Source organism: Deferribacter abyssi (assembly GCF_049472655.1).
Taxonomy (GTDB): domain Bacteria; phylum Chrysiogenota; class Deferribacteres; order Deferribacterales; family Deferribacteraceae; genus Deferribacter; species Deferribacter abyssi.
This window is the reverse complement of sequence record NZ_JAQNCS010000015.1, coordinates 20,015-40,836: the sequence shown is the minus strand read 5'-3', so window position 1 is coordinate 40,836 and position 20,822 is coordinate 20,015. Positions and strand designations below refer to the sequence as shown.

Here is a 20,822-nt window from a genome sequence, read left to right as displayed (position 1 = left end):
CGGATTATCCTTTTAAAAATGTTATAACTGTAAAATAAGTAATTATTAAAGAAATAAAACCAATTATACTCCATAAAGCACCACTTTTTGGACTTAATCCCCTTATGAATTTTAATAAGATAATGATACCAAAAACAAACCATGAAATTAAGGAAAAGATAATTTTGGGGTGTGTAGTAATGGAGATATATTGGATACTTAAAGCCCAAAGAAAACCACTTATAACGCCGATTGTATAAAAGGCAAATCCTGAAAGTAATGTTATATTATTTAAGTTGTTAATTGTCTCAAGAGGTGGGAATCTATTAAAAATTAAACCAAAATGCTTCTTTTTAATTTGTCTTTCTTGGAGAAAATAAATTAAGCCAGTCATGGCAGATAAAAAGAAAAGGGAGGTACCGAATATAATAAATGGTAGATGAATATATAACCAAAATTCATTATTTGCTGTAGGTATTCCAACAATTTTTAGTTTTAATATTGCTATTATTGAACAGAAAATAATTACTGGTGAAATAAGGAGATAAAGTAATGGTCTTTTGTAAATCAAATAAAGAATTATATAAATAATATTCATTGATAAAGTCATAAAAGTAAATATTTCCCCTATAGTATCAAATGGTGAGTTGTTTTTAATATAAAAGAGTTTAATTGTGAATATAATATTAAAAATCAGACCAACCACTACAAAGATGTTTGTTGCTTTAAAGAGATTTTTGTATCCTAAGAATAGATAGAGCATTATATGCAAAAATGCTAGCAAATAGAATAGGAAGGCTATATCAAATAACATACATTCCTCCAAACTTAAATCAAATTGAGTATAAACTATTTATTTTACAATTAATAGTCTATATCTCATAAAAGAATTTGTCAAAAAATTTATTGTTTAATTTATACTTATTCGGTATGATTGTCCACAAAAAATTGAAGAGATAGACGGTGAAAAGTTTAATTAAGAAGAGTTGGTCTATAAGCTGGCCAATGATTCTGATTATGTTTTTTGAATTTCTAATAAGTCTTACTGATGTATATATTGCTGGTAAACTAGGTAAAGAATATCAAGCAGCTATTGGTTTTGTTTCTCAAATTTATTTTATTTTTATTGTTGTGGTTAATGCTATAACAATGGGAACTGTGGCTGTAGTTTCGAGAAAATGGGGTGAAAAAAATAGAAGTGAATTAGAGATAATTGTTTCATCAGTTTTTATATTAGCTGTTTTTATAGGTATTATTTTATCAAGTTTTGGAGTTTTGTTTGCAAAAGCATTAATTCTAAAAATACCCATTGTAGTTCATGTTAGAAAAATAGCTGCTGAGTTTGCTTTTTTTTATTCGTTTGGTCTTGTGTTTCATTATTTATTGATTTTAAGCAATGGTGTATTAAGATCTATTAAGAGTGTAAAAAAGTCTCTTACAACAATGTTTATTGTAGCTATGTCTAATGTCGCTCTTAATTTTTTGTTTGTATTTACAACACCTATTGGTTATAGAGGGGTAGCTCTTTCCACTGTTTTGAGTGTATTTTTTGGAGCTGTAATAAACTTTTTTTATTTGAGAGAATTGATTAATAAATTGGTCTTAAAAACTGATATTATTAAAAGAGTTTTAAGAATAGGTATTCCTAGTGGTGTATTACAGATAGGATGGCAACTTGGCTCTACAGTTTTATTTTTAATAATCAATTCTTTGAAGGAAAATTGTGTGGAAGTTATGGCGGCCTTTACTAATGGAATAAGGATTGAAGCAGCTATTTATTTACCTGCTTTTGCTTTTAATATGGCAAATGCTGTTATAATTGGAAATCTACTTGGAGAAAACAAGAAAAATGATGCTTTTAAAAATGGGCTTGTAACTGCTGTTATGGGGACTATTGTAGTCTTGATAATGACATTTTTTGTAATAATTAATGCTAGAAATATTGCAAAGTTTCTGTCAAATGACAGTATTGTTATAACTGAAACTATTAACTATTTATATATAAGTATGATTAGCGAACCTTTTATGGCTTGGGGAGTAATTTTAGGCGGAGCAATGTCGGGAGCTGGAGATACAAAAACTGTGATGAAAAATGTACTTTTTTCTTTGTGGGTTATAAGATTACCTTTGGCATTTGTTTTTGTGAGTATTTTAGGGTTTAGTGCTTCATATATATGGTGGAGTATGAATATATCAATTTTATTTCAATGTTTTTTAATGACAAGACAATATTGGAAGAAGAGGTGGATGGAATATGTTTTGTGAGAGAATATGTCTTAAACATAAGCAAATTTTATTTGATAGGCTTAAAAAAGTTAACACTATGATTTCTGAATATAATTTTGCCAATATTTATTTGTTTAGAGATAAACATAATTACGAATTGTGTTGGTACGACAGGAAAGATAACTCTAAGTATTTATTTATTAAAGGTGTTACCTATGATGGCTTGCTTTATATTATGCCTACTATAAACCTTATAGAAATTCCAAAAGATATAATTGTAGATGTTTTAAACTTTGTAGATACTATATTCCCTGTAGATGAGAAGTGGCTTAACTATTTGAAAGATCAGTTTGTTTTTGATTATAAAGATGGAGATTCTGACTATATATACACAGTTGAAAAAATTAGTACTTATAAAGGGAGAAAATTACATAAAAAAAGGAATTTGTTAAAGCAGTTTTACAGGCTTTATAAACATGAATGTAAGCCTTTAACATGTAATTTTGTAAATGATGCGAAAACAGTTTTAGATTTATGGGTAGATGAAAACGAATTAGATAGAGAAGCCACAGATTATTACGCATGTTTAGAGGCGCTTAATTTATTGGATGAACTTGTTTTATGTGGTTTGATTTATTATGTAGAAGGTAAACCTGCAGGTTTTATTCTTGGAGAAGAACATAATGATGATATGTTTGTTATTCATTTTGCCAAAGGGTTGAAGAAGTTTAAGGGGATTTATCAGTTCATTTATAATGATTTTGCAAAAAGATTACCTAAAAGGTATAAATATTTAAATTTTGAACAAGATTTGGGGCAAATGGCTTTAAGAAAGGCTAAATCATCATATTACCCAGATATTTTATTGAAAAAAATTAGAATTAGTTTAAAGTAAAATTAATACTTTGGTAGAGGTAGTTTATGGGTGTATTAAGAATCAAGTTAGCAGCTCCTGCTGGTTTTGGTATTATGAGTATAGGGGTATTGCTAACTAAGGTGTTAAAAAGGCATGGTTTGTATGTAATGGGATATCCAGAGTATCCTTCACTTATTCGTGGAGGTTATAATAGTTATCTTCTTTCTGTATCTGATGAACCTGTGTATTCTCCCTATAAAAAAGCAGATATTTTGTTGTCATATAGTAGCTTGTCTTTTGAAAAGGAATATTTAAAACCAGATACTATCGTAATTGCCGATTTTGACAAGTTAAAGATTGATAGATCAAACTTAAATTGCAAAATATATGATGTTCCTTTTTCTAAAATTATCAAAGAAAAGGAATTACCAGATATTGTACAAAATATTATTGGTATTGCTTATATTTGTAAAGGGATAGGGGTAGATATTTCTATTTTGCTGGATGTTTTAAAAGAAGCATTACCATGGAATATACTGAAAATCAACATTGAAGCTGCAGAATATGGGTATAAGTTATGTAAAAAACAGTTTATGAGTTTTGAATGGAATAATAAAGACTTAAGTGAGCATGTGATAATGACTGGAAATGAAGTAGCAGCAACATCTGCAATAGCTGCAGGTTTAAACTTTTACAGTACATATCCTATGACACCTGCTTCTTCCGTACTTCATTTTTTAGCAAAGTATGCCAAAGATTACGATATTATTGTAAAACATACGGAGGATGAAATTGCTGGGATAACGATGGCCATAGGGGCAGCATATGCTGGTGCAAGATCAATGACTGGAACATCTGGTGGGGGATTCTCTTTGATGGTGGAAGGTGTTGGACTTGCTGCTATTACTGAAATTCCTGTTGTATTGTTTCTTAGTCAAAGGCCCGGACCAGCAACAGGAATGCCCACATGGCAGGAGCAAGCTGATTTGAGATTTGTTCTTCATGCTTCACAAGACGAATTTGTGAGAGCTGTTTTTACTCCTGGGGATTTGAAAGAACTTTTTTATGCTGTATTTGATGCATTTAATCTTGCTGAAAAGTATCAGATTCCTGTCTTTGTGTTGTCTGATAAATATCTTTCTGAGTCCATATTTATGGAAAATGGTTTTAAGACAGAGGGCTTAAAGATCGATAGGGGGTATATATTTGAAGGGGATGAATCTGATCCAATGAACTTATTCCCTAGATATAAAGAGTATAGAGATGGTATTCCTAAAAGAACTTTTCCAGGTACCCCTGGTGGGATCCATAAAACCCCTAGTAATGAGCATGATGAGTATGGTTTTGTGAGTGATGATGCATATGTTAGAAAAAAACAGCAAGAAAGACGATTTAGAAAGTTAGAAAATTTAACTAAGGATATGCCGACGCCATTGCTTTATGGAGATGAAACTGCTGATGTTACTTTTATATCCTGGGGTTCTACAAAAACAGTCCTTTTAGAAACAATGAAATATGAAAAAAAATTTAATTTTATTCATTTTCCTTCAATATATCCTATTGATTGGAAGAATACAAAAGGGTTGCTTGAAACGAGAAAAAAAATGATTCTTTTAGAAAATAATTTTACAGGGCAACTGGGAAGCATTATTGCTGAAAAAACAGGGATAATCATAGAAGATAGATTTTTAAAGTATGATGGAAGACCGTTTTTTGTGGAAGAGGTTTTAAAAATATTGGAGAGGGTTTTATAATGAAGCCTATGGAGCTCAATACAAATAAAAAACCAGTATGGTGTCCAGGATGTGGTAATTATGCCATATGGAATGCTATTAAAGGCGCAATAGTGGAGTTAGATCTAAATCCATGGGAAGTAGTAACTATTTCAGGAATCGGCTGTTCTGGAAAAATGGTAAATCATATCAAATGTTATGGTTTTCATTCTCTTCATGGTAGAGTGTTACCTGTTGCTACAGGTATTAAATTAGCTAACAATAAACTTACAGTTATTGCTAACGGGGGGGATGGTGATGGGTACGGTATGGGGTTAGGACACTTTATGCATGCGATGAGAAGAAATGCAAACATAACTTATCTTGTTCATAATAATAGAACATATGGTTTAACAACAGGTCAAGCATCACCTACAACAAGAAAGGGGATTGTTACAAAGTCAACTCCTGAGGGTGTTATTGATGAACCTGTTAATCCTATTGCATATGCATTAAGTGCAGGTGCAACATTTATTGCAAGAGGTTATTCGGGTGAAAGTGGGTTGTTAAAAGAGTTAATAAAGGAAGGTATTAGTCATAATGGTTTTGCGCTTATTGATATTTTACAACCTTGCATAACTTTTGCGAAAGAGTTTTCTTATGATTATTATGATAACAAGGTTTATAAATTGGATAATGATTATGATTTTACTTCTAGAGAAAGCGCATATAAGTTGGCTTTTGAAGATGATAAGATTGCCCTAGGGATTATTTATAAAGATGTCTCTAAAGCGTCATATGAAGAACAACATTCAATTTTGAAAGAGAAGACGCTTGTGGAAAGTGATGTGGTAGTTAGAGATATATCTAGGATTTTATCTGCTTACAAATAATGGTATAGGTTTTGTGAAAACTAGGGTTTGCTTTGATTATTTCTTTTGAAACTAATGTGGTAGCGTTTCATTAATAGTTTGAGATAACTTAGGGGTTAAGAGTCTATTGCTTTTCATTTTGTTTGATGTTAAATTTTAGAAAAAATTGGGGGTGAGTTATGCAAATAAGTAAGGATATGGTAATTGCAGATGTATTAAGAAAATTTCCAAAGATTGTTGAAGTATTTGAAAAATTTAACATGGGGTGCGTTAGTTGTTTAGGTGTGCAAAACGAAACTCTTGAAAAAGGGTGTATGATGCACGGTATAAATGTTAATGAACTTATAAGAGCTTTGGAGGAATATATAAGTGAAAATTACTGATCTAAATAGTAGGTTTTTTATTATTGATCAAGGACCTACATATACCTGCGGTTTACATACTGAAGATGGGGTAGTTCTTTTTGATACATCACTTGATAGTTCGAAAGCCAAAAAAATTGATAAAGTTCTTCAAAGAAATGTATTTGCTATATTTCATACACACTCGCATGCTGATCATATTGGTGGAGATTTTTTCTTTGTAAAAAAGTACAATAGTAGTGTTTACATAGATAAAAGAGAGTTATCATTTATTGTTAATACGTTTTTAGAACCATCTCTACTTTATGGTGGAGCTGCTTATGTTGATATTACAGGGAAATTTTTGGCAGCTGATTCAGTGGAACTGGTTGATAGGCTTGAACGAGGGACTAATTTTTTGGATGAAAATGGTGTGGATGTTTATGATTTGAGTGGTCATTCACCTGGGTTGACTGGATATCTCGTTGATGAATATCTATTTGTTGGAGATGCATTATTTTCACCTGCCATTATGAAAAAGTATAAAATTTTGTATATTTTCAATCCGTTGGCATATCATCAGTCATTAAACAAGATTATAAAGATTAAGTGCAAAAAAGTTATTTTCTGTCATAAGGGTATGGTAGATAAAGAAGAAGTTAAGAGTATAGTTGAAATAAATTATAATCATTTAAACAGTATGTATAATACAATTTATGAACTTTGTAATGGGCTTACGGCTGAAGAAATAAGTGATGAATTATTTAGGAAATTCGACGTTAATATAGATATGGGATTGGTAAATCTGATAAATTCTACAGTAAAAGGTTATTTACATTGGTTGGAAAAAGATGGTAAGGTAAAACCATATTATAGTAAAGGGGTAAGATGGAAAAAAGTTTAATTGAAAGAAAAAAAATAGTTTTGGACTTTGCTGATAAATTTTATGTGTTTTCTGAAGAAATTAAACCTCAGATTAAACCTTTTGTTGATTATGATGAAATCCAATTTTCCGAAATTTTTAAAAATGAGAATCCTGTATGTGTGGAGATTGGTATTGGCAATGGTGAGTTTATAACTCATTATGCGGAGTTAAATAAGGAAGAAAATTTTCTTGGTTTTGAAGTGGTAAAGAAGATTTTGAAGAAGGCGATCAATAGAGTAGAGCGCAAGGGGCTTGAAAATGTTAGACTTATACACTTTGATGCAAAATTTTTTGTAAACCTTTTTCCTAACAACTCAGTAAAGAGATTTTATATAAATTTTCCTGATCCTTGGCCTAAAAAAAAGCATCATAAAAGAAGGTTATTAAAACCAGAATTTTTGAATTTAATATCAGAAAAACTATTGGTTGATGGTGAGCTTTTTATCGCTACTGATCATGTTGGGTATAAGGAAGAGATTGTGGCTAATTTGATTACATCTGGTAAATTTAAATCTGTTTTTGGTTGCTGGTATGTAAATGAACTGGTTAATTATTATCCTACAAAATATTATAGAAAATTTGCTTCAAAAACCGGTGTTTACTTCTTTCATTTGAAGAATGAAAAATAAATCGATCTTTTTTTCTATAATTTTTTTATTATTTATAACGTTAAATTTGTTTGCTAAGGGTGTAATAGTAATTGATATAAAAGGAATTATAACTTCAGCAACTACTAATTTTGTGAAAAAGGGGATTGCAACAGCTGAAAAACAAGATGGAATTTTGATGTTAAGAATTGATACACCAGGCGGCCTTCTGTCTGCCACAAGAAATATAGTACAGCTAATTTTTAAAAGTAATGTACCCGTTATTTCTGTAGTTTATCCTGCTGGTGCTAGAGCAGGTTCTGCTGGTTCTTTTATAGTTATGGCGTCAAATTATGCTTTGATGTTTGAAGGTTCTGTAATCGGTGCGGCTCATCCTATATCGATAACAGGAAAAAATATTGAAGGTGATATGAGAAAGAAGATTGAAAATGATACAGTGGCATTTATGAGAGCTATTGCAGAAAAGCGAAAAAGAGATGTAAGTAGTGCAGTTTTGATGGTTTCTGAATCAAAAAGTTATACAGATAAAGAAGCTTATAAAAATGGCTTGATTGATGGTATTGTAGATTCAGATAAAAAAATTGATTCTTTTTTAAAAGATGTATTTAAACTAAAAATTGTTAATTATATTTTTGTAAAGCCTACAACTTTTGAAAGAGTAAAATTTTTCTTGAGTGATCCTAATGTGCTTGTTTTGTTGCTTATAATTACTTTGCTTTCTTTTTATCTTGAGATAAAATTTGGAGGGACATTTGTTTTTGCTGGGGTAGCAATAATTTCATTTGTTCTTTTTTTAATAGGTCTTAATATTATACCTGTTAATTATTTTGCTTTATTGATGTTTTTGATTGGAATAGCGTTGCTTGTTATGGAAATTTTTATCCCTAGTTTTGGACTTCTTGCTTTTTTTGCCATTGTTTTAATCATATTAAGTCTTAATTTACTTTATAAAGTGGATGGAAATTTAGGGATAAAAGTGGCCTGGTATGTAATAGCAACTATTGTATTGATTATAGTTATGTTAATGTTATTTGTTGGCAAAATTATAATTAAAGATTATAAAAGAAATCCGGTTACAGGTGCTGAAAAATTTAAAAATCTAGAGGGAGAAGTAGTACATTGGGGTGATAACAAGGGAAAAGTTTTTATTAATGGTGAGTATTGGGATGCAATTAGTGATCAAATCTTTAAAGAAGGTGATTTGGTTAAAGTAAAAGAAGTAAAGGGGTTAAAATTATTAGTTGAAAAAGCAAAAGATGAGTGATTATCTCTTTATAAAAGATAGGTATAATAAATATTCCATTAGAGCATTGATTTCAGCATACGAGAAGTATTTTCCTTTTGATTATAAACTGTTAAATATTGAAGATATAGATCATTTAAATATTGAAGGCAAGGTTCTATTCTTTTCATTTAATACTTTTAATAAGAATAAATATTTTATTTTGGCAAAAAAAATAAAAGATAAGGGTGGAATTACTGTTTGTGGTGGACCTCATCCCACTGCTAGACCTTTTGAGTGTAAAAAATATTTTGATGCTGTTTGTGTAGGGGAAGGTGAAGAGGTTATTAGAGATATTGTGGAAGATTTTATAAATGGTTGTTTGAGTGGAATATATAAGAATTTTAATTTAGTTAATATTAATGATTATTCATCTTTTCCAAAAAGAGAAAAAATGTTTGGACCTATTGAGATTACAAGAGGATGTTATTTTCGTTGTAAATATTGTCAGACCCCAAATCTTTTTAATAAAAAGGTAAGGCATAAAGATTTGAATAGAATTTTTGAAGATATAGAATATGCGTATAAAAACAATAAAATTGACTTTAGATTTATCACGCCTGATGCTGCTATATATCAGCATGACAGAGGGGTGAATGTAGAAGCTATAAAAGAGCTTTTTGTTGGAATAAAACAGATTACAAGATATAATGGTAGAATCTTTTATGGCTCATTTCCTTCGGAAATAAATCCTTATCATGTTAATAAAGAGTTGATTAAACTAATGAAAAGTTTTTGTTCAAATAGTAGAGTTGTAATAGGATTGCAAACAGCAAGTGAGAGATTACTATCACAAATAAACAGACCTACTAATCTAGAAAAAGTTGAAAATGTGATTAATGAGTTTTTGAAGTTTGGTTTTGATGTTGATGTGGATTTTATTTTTGGATTACCTTTTGAACAAGAAGAAGATGTTATGGAGAGTATAAAGTGGATTGAAAGATGGAATAAAAGAGTTAGAATACATGCTCACTATTTTATGCCATTACCAGGTAGTGAGTTTGAAAATGAAATACCGTCACAGTTAAGTGAACGATCATTAATGCGGCTTAAGTCTTTGGAAGGTGAGGGAAAAATTTATGGGCAGTGGATAAAACAAATGGATTACTCGAAAAAATTCGTTGAAATCTAAAACAAAGTATGATTAAAATTATAGGTGTAGGTGTGAAGTGAAAAATGTTAGTAAAGAAAAAATAAAAGAATTAATAGAGTTTCCTGTAATATATACTTTTAAAGTAATAGGTATGAATAGTGATAATTTTGTTTCAAGTGTTGAAGCTATTTTTAGTCAAAAGGAAATTTTATCTTTAAAGAGGGAGAAAAGCAGGTCAAATAAATACATTTCATATACTATAGTTATTGAAATATTGAATGAGGAAGAACTGATAGCATATTATGAAAAGATTAAGAATATTGAAGATGCAAAGTTTTTTTTGTAGGGAGGAAAGATGTTAAAAAACATGTATCTTTTTTTAGAAAAGAATTTGTTTGATTCAGTAACAAAAAAACTTCTTGGTAATATTTCTATTTTAATTTTCATTCAGCTGATAAATACAATGATTTTTTTTAAAATAAAATCAACGTTAATAACTTATGTAAATGAAGGAAATATAGTTCTGGCAAGAAAGGTTCTGCAAGAAAGTTCGTTATATTTTATTGTGATGTCAGCAGTGTCTATATTGGTAGCTTTTATTATTGTTTATTTTTTAAGATTTTTAATACTTAATCCATTGAAAAAGGTTATTAGGATTTTTAATGAGATTAGCAGAGGTGAAGGTGATCTTTCCCAAAATTTACCTGTTGTTACTTATGATGAATTTAGAACTCTATCGAGTAGTTATAATGACTTCATAAGAAAACTTAGAGAAATTATAGACAATGTTAGATCTCATGGGATTCTTATTGCAATAAGTTCAGCAAAAGTTAAAGCTAAAATAGGTCAAGCTACTATTAATGCGGAGAAGCAAAATGAACTTGCTCAACTTATTTTTAATGCGAGTAATGAAGCAAATATTGCCATAGGGGAAGTTACAAAAAATACACAAGTAGTAACAGATACAACAAAAGAAAACTTAGATTCTGCTAAGGAATCTTTATTAAAAATGAATGATATTGCAGATAAAGTGAAAAAAATAAATGACCAATTTCAGCAGTTTGTTAGTGTTGTAGAGATGTTAAGTCAAAACTCTGAAAAAATAAAACAGGTATTAAATTTGATTCAAGATATAGCTGATCAAACTAATTTGTTAGCGCTTAATGCTGCCATTGAAGCTGCTAGAGCTGGTGAACATGGTAGAGGTTTTGCAGTAGTTGCTGATGAAGTGAGAAAATTAGCTGAAAAAGTGAAAGATGCAACTGATGAAATCAACCAAAATATTAAGAATATGATAGATAATGTTAATGTTACCAAAGGTGAAAGTGAGCATATTGTGAAAGATGTTAGAGAAGCTACGATGGTTATTGATAAAACGGCAAATCAGTTTGAAAAAATGATCAGTGATTTTGAAAATAACAGTGATCAATTGTTGAAAATAGCTTCAGCTATTGAGGAGTTGTCTATTACAAATGATGAAATACATAAAAACGTAGAGGAGATACATGCTTTAAGTCAAGGTGTTTTAAGTAAAATGCAAGAGGCAAATGTTGCCACTGATGAGTTGAACAAAGAAACACAGCTTATGCAGGTATTAGTTTCTAAATTTAAAACTGGTGCAGGAGAGTGTAAATTTGAGACTGTATTAAATATTGGGATGAAGTACAGAGATATCTGTTATGAGAAAATTAAGTCTATTAAAGATAGGGGAATAGATGTGTTTGATGCGAATTATATCCCCATACCTGATACTAATCCTCAAAAATATAAAACGAGTTATGATACTTATTTCGAAAAAGAGTTGCAGCCTATTTATGACAGAGGTGTCGAGGAAGTACCTGGTGGTATTTTTATGTTGTGCGTTGATAGAAATGGGTATGCGCCAACACATAATTCTGAGTATTCAAAGCCGATCACGGGTAACTATGAAGTAGACTTAATAAATAGTAGGGATAAAAGGATTTTTAATGATTCAACGGGGCTAAGTGCTGCGAAAAATAGAGAAAAATTTTTACTACAAACATACATGAGGGATACAGGTGAGATCCTTTGTGATCTTTCTTTTCCTATAATAATTGATGGTAATCATTGGGGAGCAATAAGGATAGGTTTTGATCCAAAAGAGGCTTTTTGTTTATCTAAATAAATTAGATGGAGTTGATCAATTTTTTAAAATGATTTATAAAAAACTTGTTAGATTTATTGGTTTTGTTGATTTTTTGTTTAACGGTGGTATATATTTAGTATGTTCTATAATGATGATTTAAGTTTATAAAATTTATAAAAAATGAGAGGTGTATTGTGACTTATAAGGCTAATGTTAAATTAGTACAATCAGTTCTTCATGCGTTGCAGTTATTTGAAGTATTTAGAACAGCTGAAAATAAGGATGAGTTTGGGGTAACTGAATTAAGTAAGTCTTTGGGGCTACATAAAAACAATGTTTTTAGATTATTGGCCACCCTTGAATCTAGAGGGTATATTGAGCAAAATCCCGAGACAGAAAATTATAGACTTGGGATTGAGATTTTTAATTTAGGGCAACAATTTATTAATAAGCTTGGTATACTAAAACTTTCAAAACCTTTTATGGAAAAGATTGTGTCTGAGGTTAATGAATCAGTATATATTGGTATTTTAAGAAAAGGGTATGTTGTGTATTTAGATATCGTAGAAGCTAATCAAAATGTGAGAGTTGTATCTAGAGTTGGTAAAGATGTTCCGGCTTATTGTACAGCTATTGGTAAAATTCAGCTTGCTTATGCTTCTGAAGAGGAGATTAATAGTATTTATATGGGTGCTAGGTTGAAGAGGTTTACAGATAATACTATTACTTCTTTGCCTGAATTGAAAAAGCATCTTAAAGATGTTCTTAAAAATGATTATGCTTTGGATAATGAAGAGTATGAAGAAAGGGTAAGGTGTATTGCCGTTCCTATTAAAGACTATTTAGGAGTGCCTGTTGCAGCTCTTAGTGTGACAGGACCAGCATGTAGAATGAGCGATGATAAAATATTTAACGAAATTTATCCTGTGGCAAAAAGGTATGCAAGGGAAATATCAAAAAGGCTTGGTTATCAAGGGTAATAATTTTTTAAAAAGTGCTTGACATTATAGAACAAATTATGTAAAAGCTTCTTGCTTTCAACGGAAGCCCAGGTAGCTCAGTCGGTAGAGCAGAGGACTGAAAATCCTCGTGTCGGTGGTTCGATTCCGCCCCTGGGCACTTTTTAGTTTTCTAATTGATTTCAAAGCCAATTCGCCAATTCAAATGATTATAGAGTTTTTATTCTTTACGTATTATTCAGATTAAAATTGGTTAATTAAATCCTTTTTCTTAATAGGGATATCTTCATATTTATAAATCTGATTATTTATCTCAATAATAGTAGCTATTATACTACCACTACCACAAGCTATTTCGATACCATTTTTATTTTTTTCAATGACTTCTCCTGGTTTACCAAAGTTACCTTCCCATTTTTCTATTGCACATTTCCATATTATAATTTTTTCTGAGTTAAAATAAGCGTGTGCACCAAAGAATGGATAAGAAAAAGCTCTAATGTGATTATAAACTGCATAAGCTGACTTGTTAAAATCTATTATTGCATCCTTTTGTCTTTTTCGTACAAGGTAGAAAGAAAGATTTTCATTTTGTTTTTTCTTATCTTTTAAATTGATTTGGTTATTTTTTAATAAATTTAAAAAATTATAAAGCTTTTTAACGCAGTTGCTTATGAAATCTACAGGGTAATCTGTAAACAGAATATCAATTTCTTGCTGGTAAATAATGTCGCCCGCATCTACTTTTTCATTGGGCATATAGATTGTTATTCCACTTTTAACTACTCCTCGATAAATCTGTTCGGTTATTGCACCATACCCCCTATACATTGGCAAAAGAGATGGATGGTAATAAAGTACTTGAAAAGGATAGTTTGAGTTTTTAAAAAAATCTTTAGTCCAGTCTATACAAATGGCAAATTCACAATTTTTTATTTTGGTTTTGCAGTTTTTATAACGATTGTTTGTTAAGTAGGTGATATTGAACTGTTTTGCAAATTTAGAGAAATCATAAACTTTTTGTGATCTTTTAAAATTGGGATGATATGTGTATATGTTATATTCAAAATCTTTTTCTTCTAATAATAATTCCATAAATTTATAACCGGTATAATTATCAAGGAAAAGTGATATTTTCACCAACTACCTCCTCCACCACCACCAAATCCTCCTCCTGAAAATCCTCCTCCACCTCCGCCTGAAAATCCACTACCAACGCTACTGCTAGTTTGAGGTGATGAAGTAAAGGCTGTATTCATAACTTTCATTGAGTCATTCAAACTGTGAACAAATAATACGGTAGTGAATCTTCGATGAGTTGAGCCTCTATACCATTTTGGTGGTTCTGTTATTAAATCTTTGAATTTTTGTGCAACTTTATCTTCTATTCCAAGAGCTACTGCATATGGGAGTATTTTATCAAAATAGTTAGGATCTTGTTTTAGGAGGATTTTTAGTTTTGGTTTTTCTACTCTTTCAATAAATTCTTTGAAACCGTTGACAAGTTGATAGACCTTTGTACCTTTTTCAGTTTTTTTGGACATTATTCTTGCAAAAATGAAAATAATTGCTGCTGATATGGCGAATGAGACAATATAGTCGATACGTTGAAAGAAGATACCTATTCCAACACCTAGGATGAACATAACAACAGATATAAAGTAAGAGATAGTAGTTAGTGTTTGCGAAGTTGATTCATAATAGTCTTGCAGTGTCATTTCATTTTCTAACTGTTCTCTGGCGTCATTTAGATAAACATAAAATCTGTTTTTTAAAGAACTGATTCTGACGCTTTTTGTGGTGCCAGGAAATAATCCATAAAATATAGTTTTTTCAAAAGATTTTGCATTTTCTGGCAGATCTTTTAATTTGCTTAATATATAATCTTTCTTTTTGAGTATTAAACCGTTACTATCTGTTTCTTCAATTTCTAGATAACCGTTTGCTGCCCAGTAGAAAATAAGAGAAATTAGGTCTCTGTTGTCAGTTTTATCATCTATCAAGACTCCTGCTTCTGCAGGAGTAATGTTTTCTGGTAGTTTATATTGTACAATTTTTATAATATTTTTATCTTTTCCGAAAAGATACCAGAGAATAAACATGGAGATAAAAACTATTAAAGGTAGTAAGTATATCTTATTATTGAGAATAACAAATGAAACTCTTGAAAAAAAAGAGCCTTTTGAGATAAGGTTATGAGGAAACCAAATTCCTACTGTAATACCATTTTTTGGTGGCAAAGTATTATTTATCTCTCCAGTTATTAAACCCTCACTTGCTATGTAAGATATGTCATTGTTTCTTTCACCATATTTTCCAGAAACTATAAAGTATTTGGTTTCATCAGGTTTGTAACTGTTTGGGAAATAAATATTGAAGGTTGCTTTTTTTATTGGAACAGGCCATTCTTGACCTATTACATTGAAATAAAATTCGCTATGGTCATTAAAAAAGTTGATAGCACCATAAATTTTATATTTTATGATATATTGAATGTCACCATTAACAAATTTATTTGCACTGCCGATTTTTATAAAAACATAGTTGTCTTTTTTATGTGTAGTAAAGTTAAAGTTTTCCACTTTGATATCGTAGATTTTTATTTTATAAGTTTTTCCGTAAATAAATGGTCTTTCAAGGTTTTTGTCTATATTCTTTACAGTATATTTATATGGAATTTTCCTAAAAATACCGTGACGAGGAGTATTGAAATGAACTAATATTTTTTCTTCTACATCAATGATAGAGTTTTTGTTTATGAACATATTTACTACGTAATCTTTTATGAAGAAGTACTCAGCTTTTGCGATACTAGAAAAAGCGAATAGTAATAAAGTTACAAGGAAGATTAATAGTTTTTTCATTTTATCTCCTACAGATTAGGTATTTTTGTGAATGTAATATATAAAAGTATCATTTACACTTTTGCTTTCACGAGTTGTTTTGCCGATTTGCTAAAATTTTACTTTTACGTTTTTCCTTTCCATTTCTTCTTTTATTTCAAAGAAATCGCGTTGTTTGAATCCAAACATATTTGCTATTATTAATGAAGGAAATGCTTCACAAAGTATATTATAATCCCTAACAACAGCATTATAATATCTTCTTGCATTCTGGATATTTTCTTCTATTTCATATAATGTGTTTTGAAGATTTAAAAAGTTTTGGTTAGCTTTTAAGTCCGGATAGTTTTCTGCGAGGGCAAAGATTGTTTTTAGAGTGCTTGTGAGCATATTTTCAGCATGAGCTTTTTCTTCAACATTTTTGGCATTTAATGCCATATTTCTTGCTTTTATAACATTCTCAAGAGTCTCTTTTTCATGCTTAGCATATCCTTTTACTGTTTCTACCAAGTTTGGTATAAGGTCATATCTTCTTTTGAGCTGTACATCAATGCCACTCCAAGACTCATCCACTTGATTTTTAAGTTTAATGAATTTGTTATAATAGTAGATAAATAAGATGACTAAGAAAGTAATTAATCCAATGATTATAAGACCTATGGTCATTTTAATCCTCACTTAGTATATTTTATGTTGCAACAAACCATTACTTTTTATATATCATACATTGAGAAAAAATAAAAGGGAATGAAATCAAATGGTAAAATTTACTGTTTTGGGTTCTGGCTCGGCTGTTCAGTATGAAAATAGGGGAGCTTCATCTTATCTTTTGAAATATAATAATAAGAATATTATTCTTGATGCTGGTTTTTGCTTACTTGATAGACTTGAAAAGGTCTCGGTTTTTGCTGATGAAATAGATTATATTTTTATTTCTCATAAACATCCCGATCACTTCATGGGACTTGTACATTTTCTTTTTGCTAGAAAGAATAAATCTTCATATTCCAATAACCACTTAACTGTTTTTGGATTTAAGGGGCTAAAAAGTTATATTTGTGAGTTTAAGAAGATACTTGGACATTGGTTAGAGCCTGAAATTGACATAAAAATAATTGAAGATACGAAATTTTCTTTCGATGATTTTGAATATGAATTATTTAAGACGGTGCATTCTGATGAATCTGTTGGTATTAAAATTTACATTGCTGGGAAAAAAATTGTTTATACAGGTGATTCTGAATATTTTGATGATTTAATTCATCATTCTTATGGAGCGGATTTATTTATAGCTGATTGTGGCAAAATTAAAGGTGAGACAATGAGTGGGCATATGTCCTATGATGAGATATTAAATATAGCTGTCAGTGCAGATGTAAAAAATCTTTTGTTTTCACATTTTTATCCAAATTCTGATAAGTTTGAAATCAGTTCAAATAATTATAATTTTAATATATTTAAGGCGAGAGACTTAATGTCAATATTTTTATAACTTTTTTTTTTGAGATTGTATAGAAAGATATGTATTATAAGAAATTAAAATGATTTTCTTTTTTACAACTGGAGGTGATGTATTTATTTGATTACTGGTGCTACTGGTTTTATAGGGAAAAATCTTATCAAGAATCTAAGCCCTGATGAATATTATGTTTTAGGTAGGAGAAACTTAGGTTTTGCTAATTTTATCTCATTTGACATATCATCTGATAAAGAAATTGTAATTCCAGATACCGTAAATACGGTAATACATATGGCAGGGTGTACAAAGGCTATTAACAAGCAAGATTATTTTAAAGTTAATGTTGATTGGAGTAGGAGATTAATAAGTGCTTCTGTCAAATCTGGAGTTAAAAAGTTTATTTTTATTTCATCTCAGGCTGCCGCTGGAAATAGAGCTATTAATGAAGAAGATGAATGTATTCCTGTAAGTATGTATGGTAAGAGTAAATTAATAGCTGAAAAGGAGATTCTAAAATATAAAGATAAAATTTGTATTATTATAATAAGACCACCCGCTGTTTTTGGCCCATATGATTCAGATTTTTTAAAGACATTTAAGTTGGTGGAAAATGGTATTATTCCAATTGTTAAAAATAGTCAGTTTAGTTATATCTTTGTAAAAGATTTGGTTGATTCTATATTGCAAATTTCAAAAATAGATATAACTAGCGGTGAAATCTTCTTTGTTTCAGCTGATAAACCAATTTTTCAAACGGATTTTATAAAAACAATAGCTAATATTATGAATAAAAACGTTAAGTTTATAAGGATACCAGAACTTGTAGCTTATTCTTTGGCATATATTAATGAAATAAAATCAAAACTGTCTGGTAAACCAGATATTTTATCAGTTGATAAAGTGAGGGAAATTGTAGCAGGTGATTGGATTTGCGATAATAGTAAAGTAAAAAAATATATTAATTTTCAAGAAACTCCTATTGAGGTTGCCCTTGAAGAAACATTCATATGGTATAAAGAGAATAATTGGTTATAATTTTCTACCGCATGATTTTCTTACAATTACTTATTTTGTTTTTATAACATTTATTATTATTGTTAATTATGGTAATGTAGATAGTGCTCATTGGTATATTTTATTTCACTTAGCTGTTTTGTTTTTTATTTTTTTGTTAGCTAAACATGATAATAATAAAATAATATGGTTACTTAGGTTTTTACATTTGTTTTATCCAATATTGTTATTTACTTTTATCTATCAAGAAACTGGAGTGTTAAATCAAATTTTTCATAAAGGGTATTTTGACGATCTATTGTTAAAATGGGATAACATGCTTTTTGGTAATTCACCAATTTTTTGGTTTTATGAGTTATTTCCACAAAAGTTGATTTCAGAATATTTTCATTTTTCTTATTTTTTTTACTATCTTATGGTACCTTTAACTTTTGTTTATATATTTATAAAATTAAAAACAGATAATTTGAAAAGGAATGAATATATTCTGGAGTACATGTTTACTCTATGTTTTTCCTTTTATCTTTATTATACAATTTTCATTTATTTTCCTGCTGTTGGTGGTAGAACATATGTGGATATATATGCAAGAAATGGATATATTTTTAAAAAAATTGTTGATTACATATATTTAACTCAGGAGATCGACGGCGGAGCATTTCCATCATCACATGTTGGTATTGCCATATTATGTTTGATGAATTTAAAAAAAGTAAAAGGAGTGTTTTATAAAGCAATGTTGATTCTTGTGCCTTCACTTGCTTTAGCAACTGTGTATTGTGGCTATCATTATGGAATAGATTTGATTGGAGGAATAGTTAGTGGTTTTGTGTTTTATTATATAGGTCGAACAATTTACAGATTAATATGGGGTTAAGTTAATATTGTTATATACTGATTAAACAATCTTTTGCAAAAAGGATAGATAGCAGAAACATAATTTTCTTGTAATTTGGTAAATTTTATGTATTTTCTTAAAATTGTATTATTATTCAAGAGGTTATTAATATTTTTTTAATTTTTTTGATGGTGAAATTGTATATACGTAATAAAAAATTCTTTTATGAAAAGAGGAATGTATGAAAATTGGGATTAGTTTAGGAAGTGGTGCAGCGAGGGGGCTTGCTCACATCGGGATATTAAAAGCTTTTGATGAAGCAGAAATTCCGATATATGCTATAAGTGGTTCTAGTATGGGAGCTTTAATAGGTGGATTATATTCTGCAGGTTATGATATTTTACATCTTGAAAAAATGATTTATGAGCTTGATTGGAAAATTTTTACTGAATTTTTTGATTTAAAAATCACAAAATCTGGGCTTGTTGATGGTAAAAAAATAGAAAATTTTATTAATGAATTTGTAGGTGACGTACAGATAGAAAACCTTGATATTAAGTTTTGTTGTGTTGCCACAGAGCTTATCACAGGCAATGAAGTGATTTTTAAATCTGGCTCTCTCATTAAAGCTTTAAGAGCAAGCATCTCTTTTCCTGGTGTATTTATACCTGCTTATTTAGATGGTATGTTTTTGATTGATGGAGGATTAAAAAATCCTGTTCCAGTAAATAGGTTGCCTGATGATTGTGACATAAAAATTGCAATTCATGTTGGGCCTTTTGCAGAAAAAGAAGAACTTGTAAGTAGATATTATAAAAACGATAATTTTGAAAAAGAAAATAAAAGCGGATTTTCTCTGTCTATAAATAAATTTATTAAAGATATTTTAAATTTAAGTAATGGAAATGGAACAATAAAATATCCTAATATATTTGAGATATTGGTGCAGAGTATTGCTATTTTACAGGAGTCGGTAGCAGAATATGTAATGGATGATGTACAATGTATAAGGGTTAAGCCAGATTTAGATAATTTTAAATTAACCGATTTTACAAAAGCAAAAGAAATAATTAATATTGGATATCAGGAAGGAAAGTTGTTAGTTAAAAAAATATTAGAAAAGGGGGAGTTATGAACAAAGAAAGAAGTTTGGCTTTTTCTGGTCTTATTTGTGCATTATTGGCAGTAAGTACTTTTGTTAAAATTCCAATTGACCCTGTTCCTTTAACTCTTCAACCATTTGTTGTATTGCTAACACCTATGATATTCGGTTTACGGGTATCATTAGTTGGGTTTGTAGCATATTTAATTTTGGGGTTAGTGGGATTACCTATTTTTGCTCATGGTGGTGGTATTGCATATGTATTGCAACCAACATTTGGTTATTTGATAGGTTTTGTATTATCTGCAATTCCAAATGGTTATTTTGCCAGATTTAAAAAGTTTACTTTTTATTTGTTAGGAGGGATATTGGGACTAGTAGTTATATATGGTTTTGGAGTAATTTATTTGTATGTGAATTTGAATTTTATACAGCATAAAGCAATAGATTTAAGTAAGGTGTTGTATATTGGAATGTTATTGCCTTTACCTTTTGACATTATAAAGCTTGTTATTGCAGCTGTTATCGCAAATAAATTAAAAAATGCTATTCATAGTTAGTTGTGATTACTTAGGAGTTATGGTTAACTAATATCACTTATTATTG

21 protein-coding genes and 1 tRNA gene are annotated in these 20,822 nt (G+C 29.7%); 18 read left to right on the top strand and 4 right to left on the bottom strand.

The features are described 5' to 3' along the window. Positions 1–4 precede the first annotated feature (4 nt). Positions 5–793, bottom strand: a complete 789-nt coding sequence (locus OWK30_RS08950; protein ID WP_423325702.1) for a cytochrome C assembly family protein — start codon at positions 791–793, stop codon at positions 5–7. Between the two features lie 149 nt (positions 794–942). Between OWK30_RS08950 and OWK30_RS08945 the strand changes: the two genes are divergently transcribed. The 13 genes from OWK30_RS08945 (at position 943) to OWK30_RS08885 (ending at position 13,120) form a co-directional block, all read left to right on the top strand. Beyond that, entirely contained in the window at positions 943–2,244 is a 1,302-nt protein-coding gene (locus tag OWK30_RS08945) for an MATE family efflux transporter (RefSeq protein ID WP_423325700.1), read from the top strand. Continuing rightward, positions 2,234–3,100, top strand: coding sequence for a DUF2156 domain-containing protein (locus OWK30_RS08940; protein WP_423325698.1), 867 nt, complete (start codon positions 2,234–2,236; stop codon positions 3,098–3,100). Before OWK30_RS08945 ends, OWK30_RS08940 begins: the two co-directional genes overlap by 11 nt. 26 nt (positions 3,101–3,126) lie before the next feature. Then, complete coding sequence (locus OWK30_RS08935; RefSeq protein WP_423325696.1) at positions 3,127–4,815, top strand: 2-oxoacid:acceptor oxidoreductase subunit alpha; 1,689 nt, start codon at positions 3,127–3,129, stop codon at positions 4,813–4,815. Beyond that, positions 4,815–5,666, top strand: coding sequence for a thiamine pyrophosphate-dependent enzyme (locus OWK30_RS08930; protein WP_423325694.1), 852 nt, complete (start codon positions 4,815–4,817; stop codon positions 5,664–5,666). The genes OWK30_RS08935 and OWK30_RS08930 overlap by 1 nt, the downstream gene beginning before the upstream one ends. Before the next feature lie 158 nt (positions 5,667–5,824). Next, on the top strand, positions 5,825–6,028 hold the full coding sequence (locus OWK30_RS08925) for a DUF1858 domain-containing protein (protein ID WP_423325692.1): 204 nt from the start codon (positions 5,825–5,827) through the stop codon (positions 6,026–6,028). Next, the gene (locus OWK30_RS08920; RefSeq protein WP_423325690.1) at positions 6,015–6,890 is read left to right on the top strand and encodes an MBL fold metallo-hydrolase; all 876 of its coding nucleotides are present in this window, start codon (positions 6,015–6,017) and stop codon (positions 6,888–6,890) included. The genes OWK30_RS08925 and OWK30_RS08920 overlap by 14 nt, the downstream gene beginning before the upstream one ends. Further along, entirely contained in the window at positions 6,875–7,540 is a 666-nt protein-coding gene (trmB, locus tag OWK30_RS08915) for a tRNA (guanosine(46)-N7)-methyltransferase TrmB (RefSeq protein WP_423325688.1), read from the top strand. The genes OWK30_RS08920 and trmB overlap by 16 nt, the downstream gene beginning before the upstream one ends. Next, positions 7,530–8,783 carry an NfeD family protein gene (locus tag OWK30_RS08910; RefSeq protein WP_423325686.1) on the top strand — a complete coding sequence of 418 codons (1,254 nt, stop codon included), beginning with the start codon at positions 7,530–7,532 and terminating at the stop codon, positions 8,781–8,783. Before trmB ends, OWK30_RS08910 begins: the two co-directional genes overlap by 11 nt. Beyond that, on the top strand, positions 8,776–9,933 hold the full coding sequence (locus OWK30_RS08905) for a TIGR04013 family B12-binding domain/radical SAM domain-containing protein (RefSeq protein WP_423325684.1): 1,158 nt from the start codon (positions 8,776–8,778) through the stop codon (positions 9,931–9,933). The genes OWK30_RS08910 and OWK30_RS08905 overlap by 8 nt, the downstream gene beginning before the upstream one ends. 37 nt (positions 9,934–9,970) lie before the next feature. Next, positions 9,971–10,240, top strand: a complete 270-nt coding sequence (locus tag OWK30_RS08900) for an HP0495 family protein (protein WP_423325682.1) — start codon at positions 9,971–9,973, stop codon at positions 10,238–10,240. A 9-nt stretch (positions 10,241–10,249) separates the two neighbouring features. After that, positions 10,250–12,040, top strand: a complete 1,791-nt coding sequence (locus OWK30_RS08895; RefSeq protein WP_423325680.1) for a methyl-accepting chemotaxis protein — start codon at positions 10,250–10,252, stop codon at positions 12,038–12,040. 155 nt (positions 12,041–12,195) lie between these two features. Further along, positions 12,196–12,981, top strand: a complete 786-nt coding sequence (locus OWK30_RS08890) for an IclR family transcriptional regulator (protein ID WP_423325678.1) — start codon at positions 12,196–12,198, stop codon at positions 12,979–12,981. Between the two features lie 66 nt (positions 12,982–13,047). Beyond that, positions 13,048–13,120, top strand: a tRNA-Phe gene (locus OWK30_RS08885). Between the two features lie 83 nt (positions 13,121–13,203). On the opposite strand, the gene OWK30_RS08880 is transcribed toward OWK30_RS08885, so the two are convergent. The 3 genes from OWK30_RS08880 to OWK30_RS08870 form a co-directional block, all read right to left on the bottom strand. Then, positions 13,204–14,100: a formyltransferase family protein gene (locus OWK30_RS08880; RefSeq protein WP_423325676.1), complete on the bottom strand. Its 897-nt coding sequence runs from the start codon at positions 14,098–14,100 to the stop codon at positions 13,204–13,206. Further along, positions 14,097–15,824, bottom strand: a complete 1,728-nt coding sequence (locus OWK30_RS08875) for a DUF2207 domain-containing protein (RefSeq protein ID WP_423325674.1) — start codon at positions 15,822–15,824, stop codon at positions 14,097–14,099. The genes OWK30_RS08880 and OWK30_RS08875 overlap by 4 nt, the downstream gene beginning before the upstream one ends. Positions 15,825–15,914: 90 nt before the next feature. Beyond that, the gene (locus OWK30_RS08870) at positions 15,915–16,469 is read right to left on the bottom strand and encodes a LemA family protein (protein WP_423325672.1); all 555 of its coding nucleotides are present in this window, start codon (positions 16,467–16,469) and stop codon (positions 15,915–15,917) included. A gap of 91 nt (positions 16,470–16,560) precedes the next feature. Between OWK30_RS08870 and OWK30_RS08865 the strand changes: the two genes are divergently transcribed. The 5 genes from OWK30_RS08865 (at position 16,561) to OWK30_RS08845 (ending at position 20,776) form a co-directional block, all read left to right on the top strand. Beyond that, positions 16,561–17,295, top strand: coding sequence for an MBL fold metallo-hydrolase (locus tag OWK30_RS08865; protein WP_423325670.1), 735 nt, complete (start codon positions 16,561–16,563; stop codon positions 17,293–17,295). 87 nt (positions 17,296–17,382) lie between these two features. Continuing rightward, positions 17,383–18,297, top strand: coding sequence for an NAD-dependent epimerase/dehydratase family protein (locus OWK30_RS08860; protein ID WP_423325668.1), 915 nt, complete (start codon positions 17,383–17,385; stop codon positions 18,295–18,297). After that, positions 18,254–19,153, top strand: a complete 900-nt coding sequence (locus OWK30_RS08855; protein ID WP_423325666.1) for a phosphatase PAP2 family protein — start codon at positions 18,254–18,256, stop codon at positions 19,151–19,153. The genes OWK30_RS08860 and OWK30_RS08855 overlap by 44 nt, the downstream gene beginning before the upstream one ends. Before the next feature lie 202 nt (positions 19,154–19,355). Continuing rightward, positions 19,356–20,249 (top strand): patatin-like phospholipase family protein, encoded by an 894-nt coding sequence (locus OWK30_RS08850; RefSeq protein ID WP_423325664.1) that lies wholly within the window; start codon positions 19,356–19,358, stop codon positions 20,247–20,249. Next, positions 20,246–20,776, top strand: a complete 531-nt coding sequence (locus OWK30_RS08845) for a biotin transporter BioY (protein WP_423325662.1) — start codon at positions 20,246–20,248, stop codon at positions 20,774–20,776. Before OWK30_RS08850 ends, OWK30_RS08845 begins: the two co-directional genes overlap by 4 nt. Positions 20,777–20,822 lie beyond the last annotated feature (46 nt).